At 70.9% G+C, this 25,249-nt stretch carries 22 protein-coding genes; 17 read left to right on the top strand and 5 right to left on the bottom strand.

Annotated elements, in window-relative coordinates; translation table 11 throughout:
• Positions 1-3: 3 nt before the first annotated feature.
• Both ACFYYB_RS24470 and ACFYYB_RS24465 read right to left on the bottom strand, forming a co-directional pair.
• Entirely contained in the window at positions 4-1,674 is a 1,671-nt protein-coding gene (locus tag ACFYYB_RS24470; protein WP_389437396.1) for a hypothetical protein, read from the bottom strand.
• 220 nt (positions 1,675-1,894) lie between these two features.
• The gene (locus tag ACFYYB_RS24465) at positions 1,895-4,120 is read right to left on the bottom strand and encodes an elongation factor G-like protein EF-G2 (RefSeq protein ID WP_389437395.1); all 2,226 of its coding nucleotides are present in this window, start codon (positions 4,118-4,120) and stop codon (positions 1,895-1,897) included.
• Between the two features lie 328 nt (positions 4,121-4,448).
• On the opposite strand from ACFYYB_RS24465, the gene pgsA reads away from it, so the two are divergent.
• The 15 genes from pgsA to ACFYYB_RS24390 all read left to right on the top strand — a co-directional run bounded on the left by pgsA (position 4,449) and on the right by ACFYYB_RS24390 (position 20,018).
• Positions 4,449-5,126, top strand: a complete 678-nt coding sequence (gene pgsA, locus ACFYYB_RS24460; protein WP_389437394.1) for a phosphatidylinositol phosphate synthase — start codon at positions 4,449-4,451, stop codon at positions 5,124-5,126.
• On the top strand, positions 5,126-6,058 hold the full coding sequence (locus ACFYYB_RS24455) for a phosphatidylinositol mannoside acyltransferase (RefSeq protein ID WP_389437393.1): 933 nt from the start codon (positions 5,126-5,128) through the stop codon (positions 6,056-6,058). Before pgsA ends, ACFYYB_RS24455 begins: the two co-directional genes overlap by 1 nt.
• Positions 6,055-7,218 (top strand): glycosyltransferase family 4 protein, encoded by a 1,164-nt coding sequence (locus ACFYYB_RS24450; protein WP_389437392.1) that lies wholly within the window; start codon positions 6,055-6,057, stop codon positions 7,216-7,218. Before ACFYYB_RS24455 ends, ACFYYB_RS24450 begins: the two co-directional genes overlap by 4 nt.
• 553 nt (positions 7,219-7,771) lie before the next feature.
• Positions 7,772-8,311, top strand: coding sequence for a hypothetical protein (locus tag ACFYYB_RS24445; RefSeq protein ID WP_327307675.1), 540 nt, complete (start codon positions 7,772-7,774; stop codon positions 8,309-8,311).
• A gap of 165 nt (positions 8,312-8,476) precedes the next feature.
• Positions 8,477-9,394, top strand: coding sequence for a pyridoxal 5'-phosphate synthase lyase subunit PdxS (gene pdxS, locus ACFYYB_RS24440; protein WP_112446777.1), 918 nt, complete (start codon positions 8,477-8,479; stop codon positions 9,392-9,394).
• Between the two features lie 7 nt (positions 9,395-9,401).
• On the top strand, positions 9,402-9,995 hold the full coding sequence (gene pdxT / locus ACFYYB_RS24435; RefSeq protein ID WP_327307676.1) for a pyridoxal 5'-phosphate synthase glutaminase subunit PdxT: 594 nt from the start codon (positions 9,402-9,404) through the stop codon (positions 9,993-9,995).
• A 57-nt stretch (positions 9,996-10,052) separates the two neighbouring features.
• Positions 10,053-10,805, top strand: a complete 753-nt coding sequence (locus ACFYYB_RS24430; protein WP_243334244.1) for a YebC/PmpR family DNA-binding transcriptional regulator — start codon at positions 10,053-10,055, stop codon at positions 10,803-10,805.
• Between the two features lie 132 nt (positions 10,806-10,937).
• Positions 10,938-11,474 (top strand): crossover junction endodeoxyribonuclease RuvC, encoded by a 537-nt coding sequence (ruvC, locus tag ACFYYB_RS24425; protein WP_327307677.1) that lies wholly within the window; start codon positions 10,938-10,940, stop codon positions 11,472-11,474.
• Complete coding sequence (gene ruvA / locus ACFYYB_RS24420) at positions 11,471-12,103, top strand: Holliday junction branch migration protein RuvA (RefSeq protein ID WP_389437391.1); 633 nt, start codon at positions 11,471-11,473, stop codon at positions 12,101-12,103. Before ruvC ends, ruvA begins: the two co-directional genes overlap by 4 nt.
• A 72-nt stretch (positions 12,104-12,175) precedes the next feature.
• Complete coding sequence (gene ruvB / locus ACFYYB_RS24415; RefSeq protein ID WP_389437390.1) at positions 12,176-13,237, top strand: Holliday junction branch migration DNA helicase RuvB; 1,062 nt, start codon at positions 12,176-12,178, stop codon at positions 13,235-13,237.
• A gap of 165 nt (positions 13,238-13,402) precedes the next feature.
• On the top strand, positions 13,403-13,870 hold the full coding sequence (gene yajC / locus ACFYYB_RS24410) for a preprotein translocase subunit YajC (protein ID WP_389437389.1): 468 nt from the start codon (positions 13,403-13,405) through the stop codon (positions 13,868-13,870).
• 153 nt (positions 13,871-14,023) lie between these two features.
• Positions 14,024-15,808, top strand: a complete 1,785-nt coding sequence (gene secD / locus ACFYYB_RS24405; RefSeq protein WP_389437388.1) for a protein translocase subunit SecD — start codon at positions 14,024-14,026, stop codon at positions 15,806-15,808.
• 3 nt (positions 15,809-15,811) lie between these two features.
• Positions 15,812-16,864, top strand: coding sequence for a protein translocase subunit SecF (gene secF / locus ACFYYB_RS24400; protein WP_389437387.1), 1,053 nt, complete (start codon positions 15,812-15,814; stop codon positions 16,862-16,864).
• Positions 16,861-17,415 (top strand): adenine phosphoribosyltransferase, encoded by a 555-nt coding sequence (locus tag ACFYYB_RS24395; RefSeq protein WP_389437386.1) that lies wholly within the window; start codon positions 16,861-16,863, stop codon positions 17,413-17,415. The genes secF and ACFYYB_RS24395 overlap by 4 nt, the downstream gene beginning before the upstream one ends.
• Positions 17,416-17,582: 167 nt before the next feature.
• Positions 17,583-20,018 carry a bifunctional (p)ppGpp synthetase/guanosine-3',5'-bis(diphosphate) 3'-pyrophosphohydrolase gene (locus ACFYYB_RS24390; protein ID WP_327307683.1) on the top strand — a complete coding sequence of 812 codons (2,436 nt, stop codon included), beginning with the start codon at positions 17,583-17,585 and terminating at the stop codon, positions 20,016-20,018.
• 72 nt (positions 20,019-20,090) lie between these two features.
• Here ACFYYB_RS24390 and ACFYYB_RS24385 read toward each other — a convergent pair whose 3' ends face one another.
• Positions 20,091-21,320: a DUF349 domain-containing protein gene (locus ACFYYB_RS24385; RefSeq protein WP_389437385.1), complete on the bottom strand. Its 1,230-nt coding sequence runs from the start codon at positions 21,318-21,320 to the stop codon at positions 20,091-20,093.
• A gap of 206 nt (positions 21,321-21,526) precedes the next feature.
• Entirely contained in the window at positions 21,527-22,321 is a 795-nt protein-coding gene (locus ACFYYB_RS24380; protein WP_389437384.1) for a peptidylprolyl isomerase, read from the bottom strand.
• A 154-nt stretch (positions 22,322-22,475) separates the two neighbouring features.
• On the opposite strand from ACFYYB_RS24380, the gene ACFYYB_RS24375 reads away from it, so the two are divergent.
• Complete coding sequence (locus ACFYYB_RS24375; RefSeq protein ID WP_389437383.1) at positions 22,476-23,186, top strand: MBL fold metallo-hydrolase; 711 nt, start codon at positions 22,476-22,478, stop codon at positions 23,184-23,186.
• Between the two features lie 10 nt (positions 23,187-23,196).
• Complete coding sequence (hisS, locus tag ACFYYB_RS24370) at positions 23,197-24,456, top strand: histidine--tRNA ligase (RefSeq protein WP_389437382.1); 1,260 nt, start codon at positions 23,197-23,199, stop codon at positions 24,454-24,456.
• 152 nt (positions 24,457-24,608) lie between these two features.
• Here the strand turns inward: hisS and ACFYYB_RS24365 are convergent, their stop codons facing one another.
• Positions 24,609-25,241, bottom strand: a complete 633-nt coding sequence (locus ACFYYB_RS24365; RefSeq protein ID WP_389437892.1) for a response regulator — start codon at positions 25,239-25,241, stop codon at positions 24,609-24,611.
• Positions 25,242-25,249: the final 8 nt, after the last annotated feature.

Here is a 25,249-nt window from a genome sequence, read left to right as displayed (position 1 = left end):
ACCTCACGCGTCGTAGACGTCCGCCTTGCGCGGTGCGGCGTCCTGGACCATACCGCTGACGATCATCGAGCGGTTGGTGAAGCGTTCGGTGTCGACCCCGTTCTCCTCCAGGACCCGCATCGCGGCGGTGTGCACCGCCCGCAGGACCGGGGTCGCGGCGCGCATCGCGTCGTCCGCCATGAAGCGGTGGCGCCACGGCTGGCCGGCCCAGACGTGGCGGACGCCGAAGGGCTCCGGGAGGACGAGCTTGCCGCCCAGGAAGTCCAGGAGCGGCGGGTACCAGGTGAAGGGCGCCCGCACGGCGAGGCGTACGACCTCGCTCGTGTCGACCACCGGCCGCTTGAGCTCCACGGTTTCCCAGAAGCGCACGGATTTGGCGACCTCGTCCACCGGCGCCGCCGATTTGGTGGTGAACAGGCCGTGCACCGGGCCGAGCGCGTGCCCGGTGACCTCCACGCGCAGGGTCTTGTAGAGCACGGTGACCGTGACCAGCATGGTGATCACGAGCTGGCCGTCCCAGAGCGGGTACTGGATGCCGAGGTAGTGCCGGTTGCCGGCGCTGAACTGCTGCTCGTTGCAGATCCGGGTGATCTCGTGCGGCTTCACCAGGAAGGTGTCCACGTCCGCGCCGCTGGGGCGGGTCACTTCCTTGGCGCCTTCGCCGACCGGTGTGACGATCCAGTGCGTGATCGACGCGGGCGGGAGGCCGCCGGTGTGCAGGGGGCCGCGCTCCAGCTTGCGCAGCTGGGTGTCGATCGCGCGTATGACGTCCCAGCTGCGGAACGGGTGGATCTCGGAGCCCTCGTTCCTGGGCACGAGCTCCTCGGCCATCTGCCAGCTGCCCCAGCGCGTGCCCATGCCGAGTATGCCCTTGGGGCCCGCGTAGAAGACGGCGTTGCTGCGGTCCTCCGCCGTGAGCTTGGCCAGGGAGTGGCGCAGGTCCTCGCGGGCCTTCTCGTCGGGGTTGCCCGGGACGGCCTCCGGGATCTTGGCGGCCACCCCGCCGCCGCCCGCGAGGAGCCCGTCCCAGCGGGAGCGCAGGTCCTCGGCGGTGGCCTGGCAGAGCCGGCGGGCGAGGAACCAGCCGGCGACCGGGGCGATGACCATGGCGCGGACGTAGAGGCCCAGGAAGCCGGTTGCCGGGAGCCGGAACATCAGGACGGCGACCACCAGGCCCACGCCGACGAGGAGCGCCGTGCCCATCCAGGAGGCCCCCTTGGCGTTGGAGCCCGCCAGGGCCTTGCGGGCCCAGAACAGGCCGAGCCACAGCAGCAGGCCGGGGAGGAACACGACCCCGCAGGCGAGCATGATCAGGCGGAGCTTGCGGTCCCGCTCCTTGCGGATGCGGGAGGCGGCCAGACAGTGCTCGACGACGGTCTGCGGGTCGGCGCCGAAGGACTGGATGAGGGGCTTGCGGGTGGGCGGGATCGTGCGGGCCTCGACCGCGCGGCAGAAGGCCTCGCCGAGGTTGGGGGCGAGCAGGGACACCTTGGCGGGTTTGACCACGGACTCGTGGTACTCGTTGTTGGCCTTGAGTATCTCTTCCAGCTTGGTGTCGCGTCCGCCGTCCCGATAGGCGGCGGAGGCGAGGGCGTTGGTCGCGGCGGTCTGGCCGCCGCCGCCCTGGAGCGGGATCTGTGCCCCGGGCCTGAAGTCGAATCCGTCGTCCGCCACCGCTGCCCCCATCGCTGTGCGTCGTACTCGTGTACCTCGTGTGCGGGCCTGCCCGCGCTACCGCCCGCCCGGTCCACCTGCCGGGTCTACCTGCTCGGTCTACCCGTTCGGTCTGCCCGACTCACGCGCGGACGAGCCTATCGGCCGATTCCTCCCCATGGTGATGGGACAGGTAAATGCCGCCCACCGCAACCGGGTTGGATGGGCGGCAGCAGTGACGCTATGTCAGTTGGCTTCCCTTCTCTGACTGTTCGCGCAGCTTGTCCGCTAGCTGTGGGGGCATCGGCTCGTGCCGGGCGTACGTACGGCTGAACAGCCCCGTGCCGTGCGATACGGAGCGCAGCTCGACGGCGTACCGGCCGATCTCGATCTCGGGGATCTCGGCGAGGACCCGGGTGCGCCCGGTGCCCGCCGCGTCGGTGCCCACGACGCGGCCCCGGCGGCCGGCGAGGTCGTTCATGACGGGGCCGACGTACTCGTCGGGAACGAGAACGGCGAGCTCGGCGACCGGTTCGAGGAGCTGGACGCAGGCTCCGGAGGCGGCGGCTTCGCGCAGGGCGAGGGCGCCCGCGGTCTGGAAGGCGGCGTCGGAGGAGTCCACCGAGTGGGCCTTGCCGTCGAGCAGGGTGATGCGTACGTCGACCAGCGGGTGGCCGGCCGAGAGCCCCCGGGCGGCCTGCGCCCGGACGCCCTTCTCCACGGACGGGATGAACTGGCGCGGAACCGCTCCGCCGACGACCTTGTCGACGAACTCGATGCCGCTGCCCGGCGGCAGCGGCTCGACCTCGATCTCGCAGATGGCGAACTGGCCGTGGCCGCCGGACTGTTTCACGTGCCGCCCCCGGCCGCCGGCCTTGGCGCCGAAGGTCTCGCGGAGGCTGACCTTGTGCGGGACCGGGTCCACCTGGACCCCGTACCGGGTGCGCAGCCGTTCGAGGGCGAGGTCCTGATGGGCCTCGCCGAGGCACCACAGGACGAGCTGGTGGGTGTGCGGGTTCTGTTCGAGCCGCATGGTCGGGTCCTCGGCGACCAGCCGGGCCAGGCCCTGGGAGAGCTTGTCCTCGTCGGCCTTGCTGTGGGCCTCGATGGCGAGGGGGAGCAGCGGGTCGGGCATCGACCAGGGCTCCATCAGGAGGGGGTCGTCCTTGGCGGAGAGGGTGTCGCCGGTCTCGGCGCGGGTGAGTTTGGCCACGCAGGCCAGATCGCCGGCGACGCAGTGGGTGAGGGGGCGCTGCTGTTTGCCGAAGGGGGAGGTCAGGGCGCCGACGCGCTCGTCCGCCTCGTGGAGGTCACGGTCCTCGTGGCCGCGGTCCGTGAGCCCGTGCCCGCTGACGTGGACCGTCTCGTCGGGGCGCAGGGTGCCGGAGAAGACGCGGACGAGCGAGACGCGGCCGACGTAGGGGTCGGAGGAGGTCTTCACCACCTCGGCGACGAGCCGTCCGCCGGGATCGCAGGTGACCGCGGGGCGGGCCGCGCCGTCGGGGGTGGTGACGCCGACGGGCGCGCGCTCCAGCGGGGTGGGGAAGCCGCCGGTGATCAGTTCGAGGAGTTCTACGGTGCCCAGGCCCTTGCGGGCGCCGTCGGCGGCGGGGGCGGCCATCAGGACGGGGTGGAAGGTGCCGCGGGCGACGGCCCGCTCCAGGTCGTCGATCAGGGTCTTGAGGTCGATCTCCTCGCCGCCGAGGTAGCGGTCCATGAGGGTCTCGTCCTCGCTCTCGGCGATGATCCCCTCGATCAGCCGGGCACGGGCCTCGGTGATGAGGGCGAGCTCGCCGGGATCCGGGTCGCGTTCGACGCGGTCGCCGGAGGTGTAGTCGTAGACGCGCTGGGAGAGCAGTCCGAGCAGTCCGGCCACCGGGGCGTGGCCGTCGGGGGCGACGGGGCCGTGCAGGGGCAGGTAGAGCGGGCGCACCGCATCGGGGTCGTCCGCGCCGAAGGCGTCGCCGCACACCGTGGTCATCTGCGCGTAGTCGGCGCGGGCGGCTTCCAGGTGGGTCACGACGATGGCGCGGGGCATGCCGACGGCGGCGCATTCGTCCCAGACCATCCGGGTGGCCCCGGAGAGCCCGTCGCCGTCCTCGGCGGCCGAGACCACGAACAGGGCCGCGTCGGCGGCGCGCAGCCCGGCCCGGAGCTCTCCGACGAAGTCGGCGTAACCGGGGGTGTCCAGGATGTTGATCTTGATTCCGGCCCACTCGACGGGGACCAGGGAGAGCTGGACGGAGCGCTGGCGGCGGTGCTCGATCTCGTCGTAGTCGGAGACGGTGGCGCCGTCCTCGACGCGCCCGGCCCGGTTCACGGCGCCGGCGGTCAGGGCCAGGGCCTCGACCAGGGTGGTCTTGCCGGATCCGCTGTGGCCGACCAGCACGACGTTCCGTACGGAGGCGGGGTGGTCGGCCGTCGGTGCTCTTCCGGCGGCTCCGGATTGGTGTGATGAGGCTCCCACGATGCTCGTGCCTCCCGATTGGAGGGGATGGAGGGGGAAATTCCTCCTTCGAGCTTTGCACTGCCGTCACACGGCGTCCATACGTCGTACGAGAGGTGCCGCGGGAGGCACGGGGGAGGGGCGCGGGAGGCGCGCCGAGGAGAAGGTGTCCGGAAACGTGCCCGGAAACCTGCCCGGGCAGGGCGCCCGGAACGTGGCGAACGGCCCGAGAACGGCCCGCGTCGTGTGAACCGGTGGGTGCGCGGCGCCGATGGCCCGGGGCCCTGGCTACGATGGGCCAGCCGGTGGCCGTGGTGGCCGTGCGGCCCAGCGACCCTCCGGGAAGGCCATGCTGAACAAGTACGCGCGTGCATTCTTCACGCGTGTTCTCACGCCATTCGCCGCTCTTCTGCTCCGGATGGGAGTGAGTCCCGACGCGGTCACCCTCATCGGCACGGCCGGAGTGGTGGCCGGAGCCCTGGTCTTCTTCCCCATGGGCGAGTTCTTCTGGGGCACGATCACCATCACGCTCTTCGTCTTCTCCGACCTGGTGGACGGGAACATGGCCCGCCAGGCCGGCGTCTCGAGCCGGTGGGGCGCGTTCCTCGACTCCACCCTCGACCGGGTGGCGGACGCGGCGATCTTCGGCGGACTCGCGCTCTGGTACGCGGGTTCCGGGAACAACAACGCGCTCTGCGCCGTCGCCATCTTCTGCCTGGCCAGCGGCCAGGTGGTCTCGTACACCAAGGCCCGCGGCGAGTCGATCGGGCTGCCGGTGGCCGTCAACGGGCTCATCGAACGCGCCGAACGCCTGGTGATCACGCTGGTCGCGGCCGGTCTGTCCGGGCTGGAGACCTTCGGCGTCGCCTCGTGGATCGGCCTGCTGCTGCCCATCGCGCTCTGGGTGGTCGCGGCGGGCTCGCTCGTGACCCTGATCCAGCGCGTGGTGACCGTACGGCGCGAATCCGCGGAGGCCGATGCCGCCGCTGCCGCCGCGGGAGCCCCCTCCGAAGGCGGTACGCCCTGATGGGCAAGGCACAGGACAAGCTGGTCGACGGGCTGTACGGGCTCGGCTGGGCCGGGGTCAAGAAGCTCCCCGAGCCGGCCGCGGGAGCCCTCGGCCGGCGGATCGCGGACTTCGTCTGGAAGCGGCGCGGCAAGAGCGTGCTGCGTCTGGAGTCGAACCTGGCACGGGTGGTGCCGGACGCCACGCCCGAGCGGCTGCGCGAGCTGTCGCACGCGGGAATGCGCTCCTACATGAGGTACTGGATGGAGTCCTTCCGGCTGCCGACCATGGCCAAGGAACGATTCAGCACCGACGTCGAGATGAAGGACGACCACATCCTGCGCGAGGCCCTGGCCTCCGGGCGCGGAGTGGTCGTCGCCCTCCCGCACCTCGCCAACTGGGACCTCGCCGGCGCCTGGGCCGTCACCCACATCGGAGTCCCCTTCACCACCGTCGCCGAACGGCTCAAGCCCGAGACCCTCTACGACCGCTTCGTCGCCTACCGCGAGAGCCTGGGCATGGAGGTGCTCCCGCACAACGGCGGCGCCGCCTTCGGCACGCTCGCGCGACGTCTGCGCTCCGGCGGGCTCGTCTGCCTGGTCGCGGACCGGGACCTGTCGGCCTCCGGGGTGGAAGTGGACTTCTTCGGCTCCGCGGCCCGCATGCCGGCCGGCCCGGCGCTGCTCGCCCAGCAGACGGGCGCCGTCCTGCTCCCGGCGACCCTGTACTACGGGGACGCGCCGAAGCTGTACGGGCGGATCCACTCCCCGGTGGAGGTGCCCGAGAAGGGCACCCGCCAGGAGAAGACGGCCGTCATGACGCAGGCGGTCGCCGACGCCTTCGCGCAGGGCATCGCCGAACACCCGCAGGACTGGCACATGCTCCAGCGGCTGTGGCTGGACGATCTGGACACCAGCGGCCGCGACGGCCGGCCCGAGGAGCACTCCGCGTGAAGATCGGCATCGTCTGCCCGTACTCCTGGGACGTCCCCGGCGGGGTCCAGTTCCACATCCGGGACCTGGCGGAACACCTGATCGGCCTCGGCCACGAGGTGTCGGTTCTGGCCCCGTCGGACGACGAGACCGGCCTGCCCCCCTACGTGGTCTCGGCGGGCCGGGCGGTGCCGGTGCCGTACAACGGGTCGGTGGCCCGCCTCAACTTCGGCTTCCTGTCGGCCGCCCGCGTGAGGCGCTGGCTGCACGACGGGGTCTTCGACGTGGTCCACATCCACGAGCCGACCGCCCCCTCGCTGGGCCTGCTGACCTGCTGGGCGGCGCAGGGCCCGATCGTGGCCACCTTCCACACCTCCAACCCGCGCTCCCGGGCGATGCTCGCGGCGTACCCGATCCTGCAGCCGGCGCTCGAGAAGATCAGCGCCCGGATCGCTGTGAGCGAGTACGCGCGACGCACGCTGGTCGAGCACCTGGGCGGGGACGCGGTGGTCATCCCCAACGGCGTGGACGTGGACTTCTTCGCCAAGGCCGAACCGAATCCGGCCTGGTCCGGCCAGACCCTCGGCTTCATCGGCCGCATCGACGAACCCCGCAAGGGCCTGCCCGTCCTCATGGCGGCCTTCCCGGCGATCGTGGCGGCATGCCCGGACGTACGCCTCCTGGTGGCGGGCCGCGGCGACGAGGAGGAGGCGGTCGCCTCCCTGCCCGCCGAACTCCGCTCCCGGGTCGAGTTCCTCGGCATGGTCTCCGACGAGGACAAGGCGCGGCTGCTGCGCAGCGTCGACCTGTACGTGGCCCCGAACACGGGCGGCGAGAGCTTCGGCATCATCCTCGTCGAGGCGCTCTCGGCCGGGGCGGCCGTCCTGGCCGCCGACCTCGACGCCTTCGCGCAGGTCCTCGACCAGGGGGCGGCCGGGGCCCTCTTCTCCAACGAGGACCCCGACTCCCTGGCGGCATCGGCGATCGCCCTCCTGCGCGACCCCGCCCGCCGCGAGGAACTGAGCGCGCGCGGCTCGGCCCACGTACGCCGCTTCGACTGGTCCACGGTGGCGGCGGACATCCTGGCCGTCTACGAAACGGTGACCGACGGCGCGGCGGCGGTCGCGGAGGACGAACGAGTCCCCCTCCGCACCCGCCTGGGCCTCTCCCGCGACACCTAGCCCCTCCGGCCCCGCCCGGACCCTGCCCGGACCCCGGGCCGGGCCCGCGCTCCGGCTCCGCCCTGCCCGGATTGCTGCCCCGGTCCGGCTCTCCGGCCCGGGCGGGGCCGCTGCGCGGGGCGGAGTTCCCCTACCCGCCCTTCGCCCGTTCCCCGGGGCTCCGCCCCGGACCCGTTGCCGCGTACGGCGCCGTTCCGGGGCCTGCTCCCGGACCCCCGCTCCTCAAACGCCGGAGGGGCTGGCTCTTGCCTGGTCGGGGCTGGACTGCCCGCAGGGCAATTTCAGCCTCGCCGGCGTTTGAGGCGCGGGGGTCCGGGGCGGAGCCCCAGGGGGTCCGGGCGGCGCCCGGGGAACGGTGGAAGGGCGGGTAGGGGAACTCCGCCCCGCAGGGCCGACCCAGCCGCACCCGCCCACCGGGCCCCACACCAGGCGGCGGTGGCGGAAACACCGTCCGGCCACCACCGGACGGAGTCCGGTGCAGCGGGGCGAAGCCCGGGAAGCGCGTCAGCGCTGAGCGGTGCGAGCTCCGCGTCGAAAGGTAGAGTCGCGGCCCGTGATCGAAACCCTTGTGTGGATTGCCCTCGGCCTCGGCCTCGTCGGGGTTTACCTCAGTTGGACGGCCGGCCGCCTCGACCGGCTGCACTCCCGGATGGACGCCGCCCGCGCCGCCCTCGACGCACAGCTCGTCCGCCGGGCGTCCGTGGTGCTGGAGGTCGCGACCTCCGGGGTGCTCGACCCCGCCTCCTCCCTCGTCCTGTACGAGGCCGCGCATGCCGCCCGCCAAGCGGAGGAGGAGCACCGCGAGGTCGCCGAGAGCGAGCTCAGCCAGGCCCTGCGCGCCGTCTTCGCCGACGTGGAGCAGGTCGACGCGCTCAAGGCCGCACCGGGCGGCGCGGAGGCCGCGGAGGAGCTGGCGGCCGCGGTCCGCCGGGTGCCGATGGCACGCCGGTTCCTCAACGACGCGGTCCGCGCGGCCCGCGCCCTGCGCCGGCACCGCAAGGTCCGCTGGTTCCGGCTGGCGGGCCACGCGCCCTTCCCGCTGGCCTTCGAGATGGACGACGAGCCTCCGGTGGATCTGGCCGAGCGGCCGTAACTTGTACCCAATGGCCAAATCCCAAGGAGCCACCGGCTGCACATTGGCCCTTGCGGTGGACTGGTCGAGAAGGTTTCCTCGGTCCAGTACCACCAGGTCGTACGACCAGATCGCCCTGGCGATCGCCAGTAGCGCCTGAATCTTCCTTTCGAGTGAGGTCAATCCGTGAGCACGCTTCCCTCCACCCCGCAGTCCGCCGAGTCGGCGATCGGCACCTCCCGCGTCAAGCGCGGCATGGCCGAGCAGCTCAAGGGCGGCGTGATCATGGATGTGGTCAACGCCGAGCAGGCGAAGATCGCCGAGGACGCCGGCGCCGTGGCCGTCATGGCCCTGGAGCGGGTTCCCGCCGACATCCGCAAGGACGGCGGCGTGGCCCGGATGTCCGACCCGAACATGATCGAAGAGATCATCGAGGCCGTCTCCATCCCGGTCATGGCGAAGTCCCGCATCGGTCACTTCGTCGAGGCCCAGGTGCTCCAGTCCCTCGGCGTCGACTACATCGACGAGTCCGAGGTCCTGACCCCGGCCGACGAGGTCAACCACTCCGACAAGTGGGCGTACACCACCCCCTTCGTCTGTGGCGCCACCAACCTCGGCGAGGCCCTGCGCCGCATCGCCGAGGGCGCGGCCATGATCCGCTCGAAGGGCGAGGCCGGCACCGGCAACGTCGTCGAGGCCGTTCGCCACCTGCGCCAGATCAAGAACGAGATCGCCCGCCTGCGCGGCTACGACAACAACGAGCTGTTCGCCGCCGCCAAGGAGCTGCGCGCGCCGTACGAGCTGGTCAAGGAAGTCGCCGAGCTCGGCAAGCTCCCGGTCGTGCTGTTCTCCGCCGGTGGCGTCGCCACCCCCGCCGACGCCGCGCTGATGCGCCAGCTCGGCGCCGAGGGCGTCTTCGTCGGCTCCGGCATCTTCAAGTCGGGCGACCCGGCCAAGCGCGCCGCCGCCATCGTGAAGGCCACCACCTTCTACGACGACCCGAAGATCATCGCGGACGCCTCCCGCAACCTGGGCGAGGCCATGGTCGGCATCAACTGCGACACCCTCCCCGAGTCCGAGCGCTACGCCAACCGCGGCTGGTAATCACCTCATGACGAACACCCCCGTAGTTGGTGTCCTGGCACTCCAGGGCGACGTACGGGAACACCTGATCGCCCTGGCCTCGGCTGACGCCGTGGCCAGGCCGGTCCGGCGTCCCGAGGAGCTCGCCGAGGTCGACGCCCTGGTGATCCCCGGCGGCGAGTCCACGACCATGTCGAAGCTCGCCGTGCTGTTCGGCATGCTGGAGCCGCTGCGCGAGCGGGTGCGCGCCGGGATGCCGGTCTACGGCACCTGCGCCGGCATGATCATGCTCGCCGACAAGCTGCTGGACGGCCGTGAGGACCAGGAGACCCTGGGCGGCATCGACATGATCGTGCGCCGCAACGCCTTCGGCCGGCAGAACGAGTCCTTCGAGGCGCAGGTCGACTTCGCCGGAATCGAGGGCGGCCCCGTCGAGGGCGTCTTCATCCGGGCCCCCTGGGTCGAGTCCGTCGGCGGCGCCGCCGAAGTGCTCGCCACGTACGACGGTCACACCGTCGCCGTGCGCCAGGGCAATGTCCTCGCCACCTCGTTCCACCCCGAGCTCACGGGTGACGACCGGGTCCACGCGTACTTCGTCGACATGGTGCGCGCGGGGCTGTAACGGCGTCCCGGTAGGATCTGAGGCGAACATTGTTGGTGACGCGAAGGAGACAGGCAGATGTCCGGCCACTCTAAATGGGCTACGACGAAGCACAAGAAGGCCGTGGTTGACGCCAAGCGCGGCAAGCTCTTCGCGAAGCTGATCAAGAACATCGAGGTCGCGGCCCGTATGGGCGGCGCCGACATCGATGGCAACCCGACCCTCTTCGACGCCATCCAGAAGGCCAAGAAGAGCTCGGTCCCGAACAAGAACATCGACTCCGCGGTCAAGCGCGGCGGCGGCCTCGAGGCCGGCGGCGCCGACTACGAGACGATCATGTACGAAGGCTACGGCCCGAACGGCGTCGCGGTGCTCATCGAGTGCCTCACCGACAACCGCAACCGTGCCGCGTCCGACGTACGGGTCGCCATGACCCGCAACGGCGGTTCGATGGCCGACCCGGGCTCCGTCTCGTACCTGTTCAACCGCAAGGGCGTCGTGCTGCTGCCCAAGGGCGAACTGTCCGAGGACGACGTCCTGGAGACGGTGCTGGAGGCGGGCGCCGAAGAGGTCAACGACCTCGGCGAGCAGTTCGAGATCATCAGCGAGGCCACCGACATGGTCGCGGTCCGCACCGCGCTCCAGCAGGCGGGCATCGACTACGACTCGGCCGACTCCAACTTCCTGCCGACCATGCAGGTCGAGCTGGACGAAGAGGGCGCGCGCAAGATCTTCAAGCTGATCGACGCGCTGGAGGACAGCGACGACGTGCAGAACGTCTTCGCCAACTTCGACGTCTCGGACGAGGTCATGGAGAAGGTCGACGCCTGATCCAGGCGCCGACCGCTCAGAGTGTCGCGCAGCGGGCCGACGGGGACACACCCCGTCGGCCCGCTGCTTTGTCAGTGCCGCCCGATAACCTGCGAAGCTGCACGTACGGGAGATCGAAGAAGGGGGGCTGCGGTGCGCGTACTGGGCGTTGACCCGGGGCTGACCCGGTGCGGTGTCGGCGTGGTCGAGGGGGTGGCGGGCCGCCCCCTGACGATGCTGGGCGTGGGCGTCGTACGGACGCCCGCGGACGCCGAGTTGGGCAACCGGCTCGTCGGCATCGAGCAGGGCATCGAGGAATGGCTCGACGAGTACCGTCCCGAAGTCCTGGCCGTGGAGCGGGTGTTCAGCCAGCACAACGTCAGCACGGTGATGGGCACCGCCCAGGCCAGTGCCGTTGCCATGCTGTGCGCCGCGCGCCGCGGGATCCCGGTCGCGCTGCACACCCCGAGCGAGGTCAAGGCCGCCGTCACCGGCAGCGGTCGCGCCGACAAGGCGCAGGTCGGAGCCATGGTCACCCGGCTGCTGCGGCTGTCCGCCCCGCCCAAGCCCGCCGACGCCGCGGACGCCCTCGCCCTCGCCATCTGCCACATCTGGCGCGCCCCCGCGCAGAACCGCCTCCAGCAGGCCGTCAACCGGCATGCCAGCGCCCTGAAAGGCCGCACCACATGATCGCCTTCGTCAGCGGCCCGGTCGCCGCGCTCGCCCCCAACCTGGCCGTCATCGAGGTCGGGGGAGTGGGCATGGCCGTGCACTGCACGCCGAACACCCTCGCGGGCCTGCGGACCGGTGAGCCGGCCCGGCTGGCGACGTCCCTGGTCGTACGGGAGGACTCGCTGACGCTGTACGGCTTCGCCGACGACGACGAGCGCCAGGTCTTCGAGCTCCTGCAGACGGCCAGCGGGGTCGGACCGAAGCTCGCGCAGGCGATGCTGGCGGTGCACAGCCCGGACGCGCTCCGCGTAGCCGTCTCGGTGGGGGACGAGAAGGCGCTGATGGCCGTCTCCGGCATCGGGAAGAAGGGCGCGCAGAAGCTCCTGCTCGACCTCAAGGACAAGCTCGGCGCGCCGCTGGGATCGAGCGGCCTGGTCGGCGCGCAGCGCGCGGCGGCCTCCGGCCCGGCGCCCTGGTCGGAGCAGCTCTCCGCCGCCCTGATCGGCCTGGGCTACGCGCCCCGCGACGCGGAGGACGCGGTCTCGGCGGTCACCCCCCAGGCGGAGGCCGCGATCGCCGCCGGCGGCGCGGCCCCGGTTCCGCAGCTCCTGAGGGCGGCCCTCCAGTCCCTGAACCGGGCCCGGTAAACGGGTGCGGAGCCCCGGGATACGGCCCCGCACAGAGACCACCGCACCACCCCGAGAAGGCAGACTTACACCGTGAACTGGGATGACGAGAGCGACGACCGGATCGTCGCGGCCGCGGCGGACGGCGAGGACACCGCCGTCGAGGCGGCCCTGCGGCCCAAGGACCTCGGCGAGTTCGTCGGGCAGGAGAAGGTCCGCCAGCAGCTGGACCTCGTCCTGAAGGCGGCCCGTCAGCGCGGTGCCACCGCCGATCACGTGCTGCTGTCGGGTGCCCCGGGCCTGGGGAAGACCACCCTGTCCATGATCATCGCGGCCGAGATGGGCGCGCCCATCCGGATCACCTCCGGCCCCGCCATCCAGCACGCCGGCGACCTCGCGGCCATCCTCTCCTCCCTCCAGGAGGGCGAGGTGCTCTTCCTCGACGAGATCCACCGGATGTCCCGGCCCGCCGAGGAAATGCTCTACATGGCCATGGAGGACTTCCGCGTCGACGTGATCGTCGGCAAGGGCCCGGGGGCCACCGCCATCCCGCTGGAGCTGCCCCCGTTCACCCTCGTCGGGGCCACGACCCGGGCGGGTCTGCTCCCGCCCCCGCTGCGCGACCGCTTCGGCTTCACCGGCCACATGGAGTTCTACGCCCCCGAGGAGCTGGAGCGCGTCATCCACCGCTCCGCGCGGCTCCTCGACGTGGAGATCGACACCGCCGGCGCCGCCGAGATCGCCGGCCGCTCGCGCGGAACCCCCCGTATCGCCAACCGACTGCTGCGCCGCGTCCGGGACTACGCCCAGGTCAGGGCCGACGGCGTGATCAACCGCGAGGTCGCCGGCACCGCCCTGAAGGTCTACGAGGTCGACGAGCGCGGGCTCGACCGGCTGGACCGGGCCGTTCTGGAGGCGCTCCTGAAGCTCTTCGGCGGGGGACCCGTCGGCCTGTCGACGCTCGCCGTCGCCGTCGGCGAGGAGCGGGAGACCGTGGAGGAGGTGGCCGAGCCCTTCCTCGTACGGGAAGGCCTCCTGGCCAGGACCCCGCGGGGGCGGGTCGCGACCCCGGCCGCATGGGCTCACCTGGGACTTGTCCCGCCACAGCAGTCCGGGAACGGATCAAGCGGACAACAGGGCCTCTTCGGGACCTGACGGCGCGGAGGTTCGCCCCCTCAGGAACTGCGGTGACATGCTGGGCGTTGTTCCATCGGTGCGGACTCGCCTAGACTCCGCCGATGCCGACCCTTACGGTCGGCGTACCCACCCCCCGTACAAAGGCCGTGCGCTCGTGCGGTCGATGCGAAGGACCTGCGTCCCGTGAATATCATGTCCCTCCTTCCGTTCGTGCTGATCATCGGGGCGATGTTCCTGCTGACCCGCAGCCAGAAGAAGAAGCAGCAGCAGGCCGTGCAGATGCGCGACCAGCTGACCGCCGGCACCGGCGTCCGCACCATCGGCGGCATGTACGCCACGGTGAAGGAGATCGGCGAAGACACCGTCACGCTCGAGGTGGCCCCCGGCGTCCACGCGATCTACGCGAAGAACTCCATCGGCGCCGTGCTGGAGGACGCGGAGTACAACCGCATCGTCCACGGCATCACCGATGATCTGACGATCGACACGCCGGTCGTCCCGGACGACGCGTCCTCCCTGACCGGGGACGAGGCCCCCAAGCTCGACCTGGGCAAGAAGGACGAGCCCAAGGCCGACGAGCCCGCGGCGGACGAGCCCAAGGGCGACGAGCCCAAGGACGGCAAGAGCGACGGCGACGCCGGCGCGAAGTAGCGCTGGGCCGGGGACCGAGCGGGGCGCCTGACCGGCAGCCCCGTCGGTCCCCGCCAGTGACCCTTCTGCGGGGGGCAGGGGTCCCCACACACATTTCGTGGCCGTCCACGCGCTGACCCGGCGCCGGACGGTTGGACAGGGAGATACGACAAGGTGGCAGCACCGAAGAAGGGCCGGCGGCCCACGGGGGCTCAGGGGAGGCCGGGGCGTTCCCTGGCCATCATCCTGATCGCGATGGTGGCGCTCACCGCGGGGATGTTCCTCACGAAGCAGACGACGCCGCGACTCGGCATCGACCTCGCAGGCGGTACGAGCATCACGCTCAAGGCCAAGAGCGAGCCCGGTAAGCCGGACGCGATCAACGAGACCAACATGAACACGGCGATCGGCATCATCGAACGCCGCGTCAACGGTCTCGGCGTCTCGGAGGCCGAGGTCCAGAAGCAGGGCCAAGACCACATCATCGTGAACATCCCCAAGGGGTCGAACGAGCAGCAGGCGCGCGAGCAGGTCGGCACCACCGCCCAGCTCTACTTCCGCCCCGTGCTCGCCGTCACCGAGGGTGCCCCGGCACCTCCGGAGGCCAGCCAGAGCGGCTCCCCGAGCGCCGCTCCGAGCGGCTCCGGCAGCCCGTCCGCCAAGGCCACCCCGTCGTCCAGCGCCACTTCCCAGGGCCGTGCGGTCAGCGAGGCCCTCAAGGCCCCGAACGCCCCCTCTCCCTCGCCCTCGGCGAGCGAGTCGAAGAAGGCAGACGACAAGGCGACTCCCTCCGCGTCGCCGTCCGCGACGTCCGCCGACCAGGCCGCCGCGGCGGCCCTGCAGGCGAAGTTCGCCGCGCTGAACTGCACCGACGAGGCGCAGCGCGCCGCCGTCAGCAAGGACGTCAAGCCCGAGGACCCGACGCTCGCCTGCGGCAAGCGCGGCGACGTCTGGTACAAGTGGGTGCTCGGCCCGGCCCAGGTCGACGGCAAGGACGTGAAGGACGCCAAGGGTCAGATCGACCAGCAGCGCGGCATCTGGATCGTCACGATGCAGTTCACCGACAAGGGCGCCGACAAGTTCGCCAAGATCACCGGTGAGCTCGCTGCCAAGCAGGAGCCGCAGAACCAGTTCGCCATCGTCCTCGACGGCCAGGTCATCTCCGACCCCAGCGTCCGCGAGGCGCTGACCGGCGGCAACGCGGAGATCTCCGGCAGCTTCGACCAGAAGTCGGCGATGGAGCTGGGCAACATGCTCTCGTACGGCGCCCTGCCGCTGTCCTTCCAGGAGGACAGCGTCACCACCGTCTCCGCCGCGCTCGGCGGCGAGCAGCTGAAGGCCGGCCTCATCGCCGGCGCCATCGGCCTCGCCCTCGTCGTGATCTACCTGCTGGCGTACTACCGGGGCCTGGCGTTCGTCGCCATCATCAGCCTCATCGTCTCCGGCATCCTCACGTACACGATCATGGCGCTGCTCGGCAAGGGCATCGGCTTCGCACTGAACCTGCCGGCCGTGTGTGGTGCGATCGTCGCGATCGGCATCACCGCCGACTCCTTCATCGTGTACTTCGAACGCATCCGGGACGAGATCCGCGAGGGCCGCACCCTGCGTCCGGCCGTCGAGCGCGCCTGGCCCCGTGCCCGTCGCACCATCCTGGTCTCCGACTTCGTGTCGTTCCTGGCGGCCGCGGTCCTGTTCATCGTCACCGTCGGCAAGGTGCAGGGCTTCGCCTTCACCCTGGGTCTGACGACCCTGCTCGACGTGGTCGTGGTGTTCCTCTTCACCAAGCCCGTCATGACGCTGCTGGCCCGTACGGACTTCTTCGCCAGCGGTCACCCGTGGTCCGGGCTGGACCCGAAGCGACTGGGCGCGAAGCCGCCGCTGCGACGCTCGCGTCGTACCGGCTCCGGCGCGGCCGCCGCGACCGTCTCCGTTCCCGTCGACGCAAAGGAGGCGTGAGAGATGTCGAAGCTCGGAGATCTCGGCGCCAAGCTGTACCGGGGTGAGGTCGGCTACGACTTCGTCGGCAAGCGCTTCGTCTGGTACGGCGTTTCCATCCTGATCACCATCACGGCGATCGTGGCCCTGGCCGTTCAGGGCCTCAACATGGGCATCGAGTTCAAGGGTGGTGCCGTCTTCACCACTCCGAAGACCTCCATCTCGGAGCTCCACGCCCGCGAGGAAGCCGAGAAGGCCTCCGGCCACGACGCGGTCGTCCAGAAGCTCGGCACCGGCGCCCTGCGCATCCAGATCTCGGATCTGGACACCAACGCCGCGGCCGACGTGAAGGCGAAGCTCGCCGCCAACTTCAAGATGGACGCGGCTCAGATCAACGCGGACCTGGTCGGCCCCAGCTGGGGCGAGCAGATCGCCAACAAGGCCTGGACCGGCCTCGGCGTCTTCATGGTCCTCGTGGTGATCTACCTGGCCATCGCCTTCGAGTGGCGGATGGCGGTCGCGGCGCTGATCGCGCTGATCCACGACCTCACGATCACCGTCGGCGTGTACGCGCTGGTCGGCTTTGAGGTCACCCCGGGTACGGTCATCGGTCTGCTGACCATCCTGGGTTACTCCCTCTACGACACCGTCGTCGTCTTCGACGGTCTCAAGGAGGGCTCGAAGGACATCACCAAGCAGACCCGCTGGACGTACAGCGAGGTCGCCAACCGCAGCATCAACGGCACCCTGGTCCGCTCGATCAACACCACCGTCGTGGCACTGCTCCCCGTCGGGGCGCTGCTCTTCATCGGTGGCGGCTTCCTGGGCGCCGGCATGCTGAACGACATCTCGCTGTCGCTCTTCGTCGGCCTCGCGGCCGGTGCCTACTCGTCGATCTTCATCGCGACCCCGCTGGTCGTGGACCTGAAGGAGCGCGAGCCGGCGATGAAGGCCCTGAAGAAGCGGGTGCTCGCGAAGCGGGCGTCGGCCGAGGCCAGGGGCGAGTCGCCCGAGGACGCCGGGACCGAAGAGGCGCCGGAGGTAGTGGCGCAGGGCCGGTCGGGACGGCGCCGGTGACCGCGGAGCTGCCCTCGGGCGTACGGGACCTGCTGCTCAGCCGGATCACCGACGTCGAGGACTACCCGAAGCCGGGCGTGATGTTCAAGGACATCACCCCGCTGCTGGCCGACCCGAAGGCGTTCGGCGCCCTCACGGACGCGCTGGCGGCCCTGGCCGGGCAGTACGGGGCGACGAAGATCGTTGGGCTGGAGGCGCGGGGATTCATCCTGGCGGCTCCGGTGGCCGTGCAGGCGGGCATCGGCTTCGTGCCGGTCCGCAAGGCCGGCAAGCTGCCCGGGGCGACGCTCCTGCAGTCCTACGACCTGGAGTACGGGTCGGCGGAGATCGAGATCCACGCGGAGGCGCTGTGCGCCGACGACCGGGTCATGGTCATCGACGACGTGCTGGCCACCGGTGGTACCGCCGCGGCCTCGCTGGAGCTGATCCGGCGGGCCGGGGCGGAGGTCGCCGGGGTCGCGGTCCTGATGGAGCTCTCGTTCCTGCCGGGACGTGAGCGGCTGCTGCCCGTGCTGGGCGATGCGCCGCTGGACGCGCTGATCGTGGTCTGAGCACAGCGTCTACGAAGCGGGCGCGCACCGGGAGATCCCGGAGCGCGCCCGCTTCGGCGTGTGCGGGCCACAGGTCCGGGGCGGACTCGGGGAACGGGGTGGCGGAACCCTCGCTACGATGGGTTATCCGGACCGGACACGGGCACCGGAACCGCTGAGGAGCGCTCTTGCCAGACGAGGTCCAGCCAATCTCCGCCGCGCAGCCCGACCCGGAGGCCGAGCAGCCGGCCGCGGCCGCCGCCGCCACGCCCCCGCCGGCTCCACCGGCACTGCCGGTCAAGCCCGCGTCCGCGAAGTCGGCCGGGTCCTCCAATCGGGTGCGCGCCCGGCTGGCCCGCCTCGGTGGGCAGCGCTCCAACCCGTACAACCCGGTCCTGGAACCGCTGCTCCGCATAGTCCGCAGCAACGACCCCAAGATCGAGACGGCCACGCTGCGCCAGATCGAGCAGGCGTACCAGGTCGCCGAGCGCTGGCACCGCGGTCAGAAGCGCAAGAGCGGCGACCCGTACATCACCCACCCGCTCGCGGTGACCACGATCCTCGCCGAGCTGGGCATGGACCCCGCCACCCTGATGGCGGGGCTCCTCCACGACACCGTGGAGGACACCGAGTACGGGCTGGAGGACCTGCGGCGCGACTTCGGCGACGCGGTGACCCTGCTCGTCGACGGGGTCACCAAGCTCGACCGGGTCAAGTTCGGCGAAGCCGCCCAGGCTGAGACCGTCCGCAAGATGGTCGTGGCCATGGCCAAGGACCCCCGGGTCCTGGTGATCAAGCTCGCCGACCGGCTGCACAACATGCGCACCATGCGCTACCTCAAGCGGGAGAAGCAGGAGAAGAAGGCCCGCGAGACCCTTGAGATCTACGCCCCGCTGGCGCACCGGCTGGGCATGAACACCATCAAGTGGGAGCTGGAGGACCTCGCCTTCGCGATCCTCTACCCCAAGATGTACGACGAGATCGTGCGGCTGGTGGCCGAAAGGGCACCCAAGCGCGACGAGTACCTCACCGTCGTCACCGACGAGGTGATGGCCGACCTGCGGGCCGCCCGCATCAAGGCCACCGTCACCGGGCGCCCCAAGCACTACTACAGCGTCTACCAGAAGATGATCGTGCGCGGCCGCGACTTCGCCGAGATCTACGACCTGGTCGGCATCCGGGTCCTCGTCGACACCGTCCGGGACTGCTACGCCGCCCTCGGCACCGTGCACGCGCGATGGAACCCGGTCCCCGGCCGGTTCAAGGACTACATCGCGATGCCGAAGTTCAACATGTACCAGTCGCTCCACACGACGGTCATCGGACCCAGCGGCAAGCCCGTCGAGCTCCAGATCCGCACCTTCGACATGCACCGCCGCGCCGAGTACGGCATCGCCGCGCACTGGAAGTACAAGCAGCAGACCGTCGCCGGCACCTCGAAGGTGCGCACCGACGTGCCGCAGGCGGCCAAGGGCAGCGCGGGCCACGACACCGTCAACGACATGGCCTGGCTGCGCCAGCTGCTGGACTGGCAGAAGGAGACCGAGGACCCGAGCGAGTTCCTCGACTCCCTGCGCTTCGACCTCTCGCGCAACGAGGTCTTCGTCTTCACGCCCAAGGGCGATGTCATCGCCCTGCCGGCCGGTGCCACCCCCGTGGACTTCGCGTACGCCGTCCACACCGAGGTCGGCCACCGGACCATAGGAGCGCGGGTCAACGGGCGGCTCGTACCGCTCGAATCGACCCTCGACAACGGAGACCTGGTCGAGGTCTTCACCTCCAAGGCCGAGGGCGCCGGCCCGTCCCGCGACTGGCTGGGCTTCGTCAAGTCCCCCCGGGCCCGCAACAAGATCCGCGCGTGGTTCTCCAAGGAGCGCCGCGACGAGGCCATCGAGCACGGCAAGGACGCCATCGCGCGGGCCATGCGCAAGCAGAACCTGCCGATCCAGCGGATCCTGACCGGGGACTCCCTCGTCACCCTCGCGCACGAGATGCGCTACCCCGACATCTCCTCGCTCTACGCGGCGATCGGCGAAGGCCACGTCACCGCGCAGAACGTCGTGCAGAAGCTGGTCCAGGCCCTCGGCGGCGAGGACGCGGCCAACGAGGACATCGAGGACACCATCCCGCCGGCTCGCGGCCGCAGCACGCGCCGCGGAAACGCCGACCCGGGCGTGGTGGTCAAGGGCGTCGAGGACGTGTGGGTCAAGCTGGCCCGCTGCTGCACCCCGGTGCCCGGCGACCCGATCGTCGGCTTCGTCACGCGCGGCAGCGGCGTATCGGTTCACCGCGCCGACTGCGTGAACGTGGACTCGCTCTCCCAGGAGCCCGAGCGGATGCTGGAGGTCGAGTGGGCGCCCACCCAGTCCTCCGTCTTCCTGGTCGCCATCCAGGTCGAGGCGCTCGACCGGTCCCGGCTGCTGTCCGACGTCACCCGGGTCCTGTCGGACCAGCACGTGAACATCCTGTCGGCGGCCGTGCAGACCTCCCGCGACCGGGTGGCCACCTCCCGGTTCACCTTCGAGATGGGCGACCCGAAGCACCTGGGCCACGTCCTGAAGGCCGTACGGGGCGTCGAGGGCGTCTACGACGTCTACCGCGTGACCTCGGCCCGCAGGCCGTAACACCGGACACGTGAAGGGGCCCCGGTACGCGATGCGTACCGGGGCCCCTTCACGTACGGGGTGTCCGCGACCTCAGCCGCCGAACTCCTCCAGGCCCTTCAGCGCCTGGTCCAGCAGGGCCTGACGGCCCTCCAGCTCCCGGGACAGCTTGTCGGCCTTGGAGTTGTTGCCCTGCGCGCGCGCCGTGTCGATCTGGCCGCGCAGCTTGTCGACCGCCGCCTGCAGCTGACCCGTCAGACCGGCCGCACGCGCCCGCGCCTCCGGGTTCGTACGGCGCCACTCGCCTTCCTCGGCCTCCTGGATGGCCCGCTCGACGGTGTGCATCCGGCCCTCGACCTTGGGACGCGCGTCCCGCGGTACGTGGCCGATGGCCTCCCAGCGCTCGTTCAGGGAGCGGAACGCGGCACGGGCCGCCTTCAGGTCCGTGATCGGGACGAGCTTCTCGGCCTCATCGGCCAGCTCCTCCTTCAGCTTCAGGTTCTCCACCTGCTCGGCGTCGCGCTCCGCGAAGACCTCGCTGCGCGCCGCGAAGAACACGTCCTGGGCGCCGCGGAAACGGTTCCACAGGTCGTCCTCGGACTCGCGCTGCGCGCGGCCCGCGGCCTTCCAGTTCTCCATCAGCTCGCGGTACCGCGCGGCCGTCGGACCCCAGTCGGTCGACTTCGACAGCGACTCGGCCTCCGCGACCAGCTTCTCCTTGACCTTGCGGGCGTCCTCGCGCTGCGCGTCGAGCGAGGCGAAGTGGGCCTTGCGGCGCTTGGAGAAGGCGGAGCGGGCGTGCGAGAAGCGGTGCCACAGCTCGTCGTCCGACTTGCGGTCGAGGCGGGGCAGACCCTTCCAGATGTCCACCAGGGCCCGCAGCCGCTCGCCGGCGCTGCGCCACTGGTCGCTCTGCGCCAGCTCCTCGGCCTCGGCCACCAGCGCGTCCTTGGCCGTACGGGCCTCGTCCGTCTGCTTGGCCTTCTGGACCTTGCGCTCCTCGCGGCGCGAGTCCACGGTCGACACCAGCTTGTCCAGCCGGACGCGCAGGGCGTCGAGGTCACCGACGGCGTGGTGCTCGTCCACCTGCGTGCGCAGGTGATCGATGGCCGTCTGGGCGTCCTTGGCGGCCAGATCGGTGGTCCGCACCCGTCGTTCGAGGAGGCCGATCTCGACCACCAGGCCCTCGTACTTGCGCTCGAAGTAGGCCAGGGCCTCCTCCGGGGTGCCGGCCTGCCACGAGCCGACGACCTTCTCGCCATCGGCAGTACGCACGTACACGGTGCCGGTCTCGTCGACTCGGCCCCACGGGTCGCTGCTCACAGCGCCTCCTCCACCTGATGCCTTGCGAGGGGTTCACCCCCTGGGCATCGTCCACAGTTTCCTGGGGCGGGCCGCGCCCGCCCTGCACAACGCCAACATAGGCGACCGCCGGGCCGGCTGTCCGCATCCAGCACGACGCAATCTCGACGTACGGGCGTCAGAAGCGCCATCGCGGATACAGCCCGGGCCCGGGGCGCCCGATCCGGTCAGTTCTGGGTGACGGTGCCCTTCTCGATCGTCACGGGGGTCTTGGGGGCGCCGTCCTGGCTGCCGTCGGCCACACCGGCCTTGGCCACCTCTTCGAGCACCTTCAGACCGGCCGCGTCGATCTTGCCGAAGGGGGTGTAGGTGGGGGTGAGAGGGCTGTCCTTGTAGACCAGGAAGAACTGGCTGCCGCCCGAGCCGGGCTGGCCGGTGTTGGCCATCGCCACCGTGCCCGCCGGGTAGATGACCTGGCCCGTCGCGTTGGGCTTGCCCAGCGCGTCGAGGTTCTCGTCGGCGATGGTGTAGCCGGGGCCGCCCCTGCCGGTGCCCTCCGGGTCACCGCACTGCAGGACGAAGATCCCGCCCGACGTCAGTCGGTGGCACTTGGTGTTGTCGAAGAACTTCTTGTCGGCGAGCGACTTGAACGAGTTGACCGTCTGCGGGGTCTTCGCCGCGTCCATCTCGAACTTGACGTCGCCCGCGCTGGTCTTCAGGTCGAAGGTGTACTTCGCCTTGGCGTCGATCGCCATCGCCGGGGAGGGGGACTGCTTCGGAGTGGGCGCGGCCGAGGCCGAGGCGGAGGGGGACGCGGCAGGGTCGGCCGCCTCGTCCTTCTTGTCCTTGTCGAACACACCGCCGGCCACGAGGCCGACCAGCGCCGCGACGACCACGGCCACCGCCGCACCGATCACGGCGAGCCGCTTGCGCGACTTCTGCCGCGCTTCGGCACGCCGCTGCTGCTGGCGTTCGTACTTTTCCCTGGCGAGCTGGCGCCGCCGCTGATCGCTCGTGACCACCGGGTCGTCTCCTTGTGCGTATCTGGTACCACTGTCCGGGCTGGGTTAGGCCGTACCGTATATGGGTTCGCTGTGTAATGAGCGGCGCCGGTAGGCTCTGAGCAGCAGCATTCCGATCTGCAAGCCTCCCGCCGGACGACGATTGAGGACGAACGTGCTGATTGCCGGATTCCCCGCCGGGGCCTGGGGGACCAATTGCTACGTGGTCGCCCCCGCCGCCGGTGAGGAGTGCGTCATCATCGACCCGGGCCACCAGGCCACCCAGGGTGTCGAGGAGACGCTGAAGAAGCATCGGCTCAAGCCCGTCGCGGTCGTCCTGACCCATGGCCACATCGATCATGTGGCCTCGGTGGTCCCGGTGTGCGGAGCACACGACGTACCGGCCTGGATCCACCCCGAGGACCGCTTCATGATGAGCGACCCGGAGAAGGCCCTGGGCCGTTCCCTCGGAGCCCAGCTCATGGGCGAGCTCACGGTGGGGGAGCCCTCCGACGTCAAGGAGCTGACCGACGGAGCGAAGCTCGCCCTCGCGGGCATGGAGCTCACCGTGTCGCACGCCCCCGGCCATACCAGGGGGTCGGTGACCTTCGGGATGCCCGCGGCGGCGGACATCCCGCCGCTGCTGTTCTCGGGCGACCTGCTCTTCGCCGGCTCCATCGGGCGCACCGACTTCCCGGGCGGCAGCCACGCCGACATGCTCGAATCGCTGGCCCGCGTGTGCCTGCCGCTCGACGACGCGACCGTGGTGCTGCCCGGACACAACGAGCACACGACCATTGGCCGTGAGCGAGCCACCAACCCGTACCTGCGGCAGGTGGCCGTCGGCCTGGGAGACGGTTTCACGTCTCCACGACGAGGAATGTGACGAGAGTTTCGTGAGTACTTTTCAGGCCCCCAAGGGCACGTACGACCTGCTGCCGCCCCGCTCCGCCACCTTCCTGGCGGTCCGCGAGGCGATCTCCGCGCCCCTGAAGAACTCCGGCTACGGGTACGTCGAGACCCCCGGCTTCGAGAACGTCGAGCTGTTCTCGCGCGGCGTCGGCGAGTCCACCGACATCGTCAGCAAGGAGATGTACACCCTCACCACGAAGGGTGGCGACCAGCTCGCCCTGCGCCCCGAGGGCACCGCCTCCGTGCTCCGCGCCGCCCTCCAGGGCAACCTGCACAAGCTGGGCGGCCTGCCCGTCAAGCTCTGGTACTCCGGCTCGTACTACCGCTACGAGCGGGCCCAGGCGGGCCGCTACCGCCACTTCTCCCAGGTCGGCGCCGAGGCCATCGGCGCCGAGGACCCGGCGCTGGACGCCGAGCTGATCATCCTGGCCGACCAGGCGTACCGCTCGCTGGGCCTGCGCGACTTCCGCATCCTGCTGAACTCGCTCGGCGACAAGGAGTGCCGCCCGGTGTACCGGGAGGCCCTCCAGTCCTTCCTGCGCGGGCTCGACCTCGACGCGGAGACCGTGCGCCGGGCCGAGATCAACCCGCTGCGGGTGCTCGACGACAAGCGGGCCGACGTGCAGAAGCAGCTCGTCGACGCGCCGAAGCTGCGCGACTACCTCTGCGACGCCTGCAAGGCGTACCACGAGGAGGTGCGGGCGCTGGTGACGGCGGCCGGGGTCGTCTTCGAGGACGACGAGAAGCTCGTGCGCGGCCTGGACTACTACACCCGCACCACCTTCGAGTTCGTCCACGACGGTCTGGGCTCCCAGTCCGCGGTGGGCGGCGGCGGCCGCTACGACGGCCTCTCCGAGATGATCGGCGGGCCGGCGCTGCCGTCGGTGGGCTGGGCGCTGGGCGTGGACCGTACGGTGCTGGCGCTCGAAGCGGAGGGCGTCGAACTGGACATCCCGTCCGCGACCTCCGTCTTCGCGATCGCCCTGGGCGCGGCCAAGCCGGTGCTGTTCGGTCTGGTGACCGAGCTGCGGCGGGCCGGTGTCGCGGCGGACATCTCCTACGGGGGCAAGGGCCTCAAGGGTGCGATGAAGGACGCGAACCGCAGCGGTGCCCGCTTCGCGGTGGTCGCGGGGGACCGCGACCTCGAAGAGGGCGTGGTCCAGCTGAAGGACATGCAGTCCGGCGAGCAGACGCCGGTGGCCGTCGCCGACGTGGTCGCCACGGTCCAGGCGCGCCTGGCCTGAGGCTCGCCGCCTGGTGGGGCGGGGCCGGGAGGATCCGCTGCGCGGAACTCTCCCCGCCCCGCCCTTTCGCCATCCCCCAGGCTTCGTCCGGGGGACCCCCGGCCGGGGCTCCGCCCCGGATTCCGCGCGGCGTTCGAGCGCAGCGGCCGCTGTCAGAGCAGGCCGTGCCGCATGGCCGTGGTCACCGCCGCCGTGCGGTCCGTGACCTCCAGCTTTCCGAAGATGCGCAGCATGTGCGTCTTGACCGTGGACTCCGCCACGAACAGGCGGCGGCCGATGTCCGCGTTCGTCGCGCCCTCCGCGACCAGGCGGAGCACCGCCACCTCCCGGTCGGAGAGCCGCGGCAATGAAGGGCGGGTGCGGAGCTGGTCGACCAGGCGGCCCGCCACCGTCGGGGCCAAGACCGTCTCGCCGCGCACGGCCGCCCGGATCGCGGCCGCCAGGTCCGCCCGCGCCATGTCCTTCAGCAGGTAGCCCGCCGCCCCCGCCTCCACGGCCCGCAGGATGTCCCGGTCCTCCTCGTACGTGGTCAGCACCACCACCCGCACCGGCAGCCGGGCCGCCGTGATGCGGGCGATGGATTCCACCCCGTCGCCGCCCGGCATCCGCAGGTCCATCAGGATCAGGTCCAGGCCCTCCCCGCGGACCAGCTCCGCGGCCAGCGCCTCCGCCTGCGGGCCGTTCGAGGCCTCCGCGACGACCTCCAGGTCCGGTTCGGCGCCGAGCATGCCGCGCAGCCCCTCCCGTACCACCGGGTGGTCGTCGGCCAGCAGGATGCGGATCATGTCGTACG

This window comes from Streptomyces sp. NPDC002886 (assembly GCF_042888445.1).
Lineage (GTDB): Bacteria > Actinomycetota > Actinomycetes > Streptomycetales > Streptomycetaceae > Streptomyces.
The sequence above is the reverse complement of the archived record's forward strand: the minus strand, read 5'-3'. Positions and strand labels throughout refer to the sequence as shown.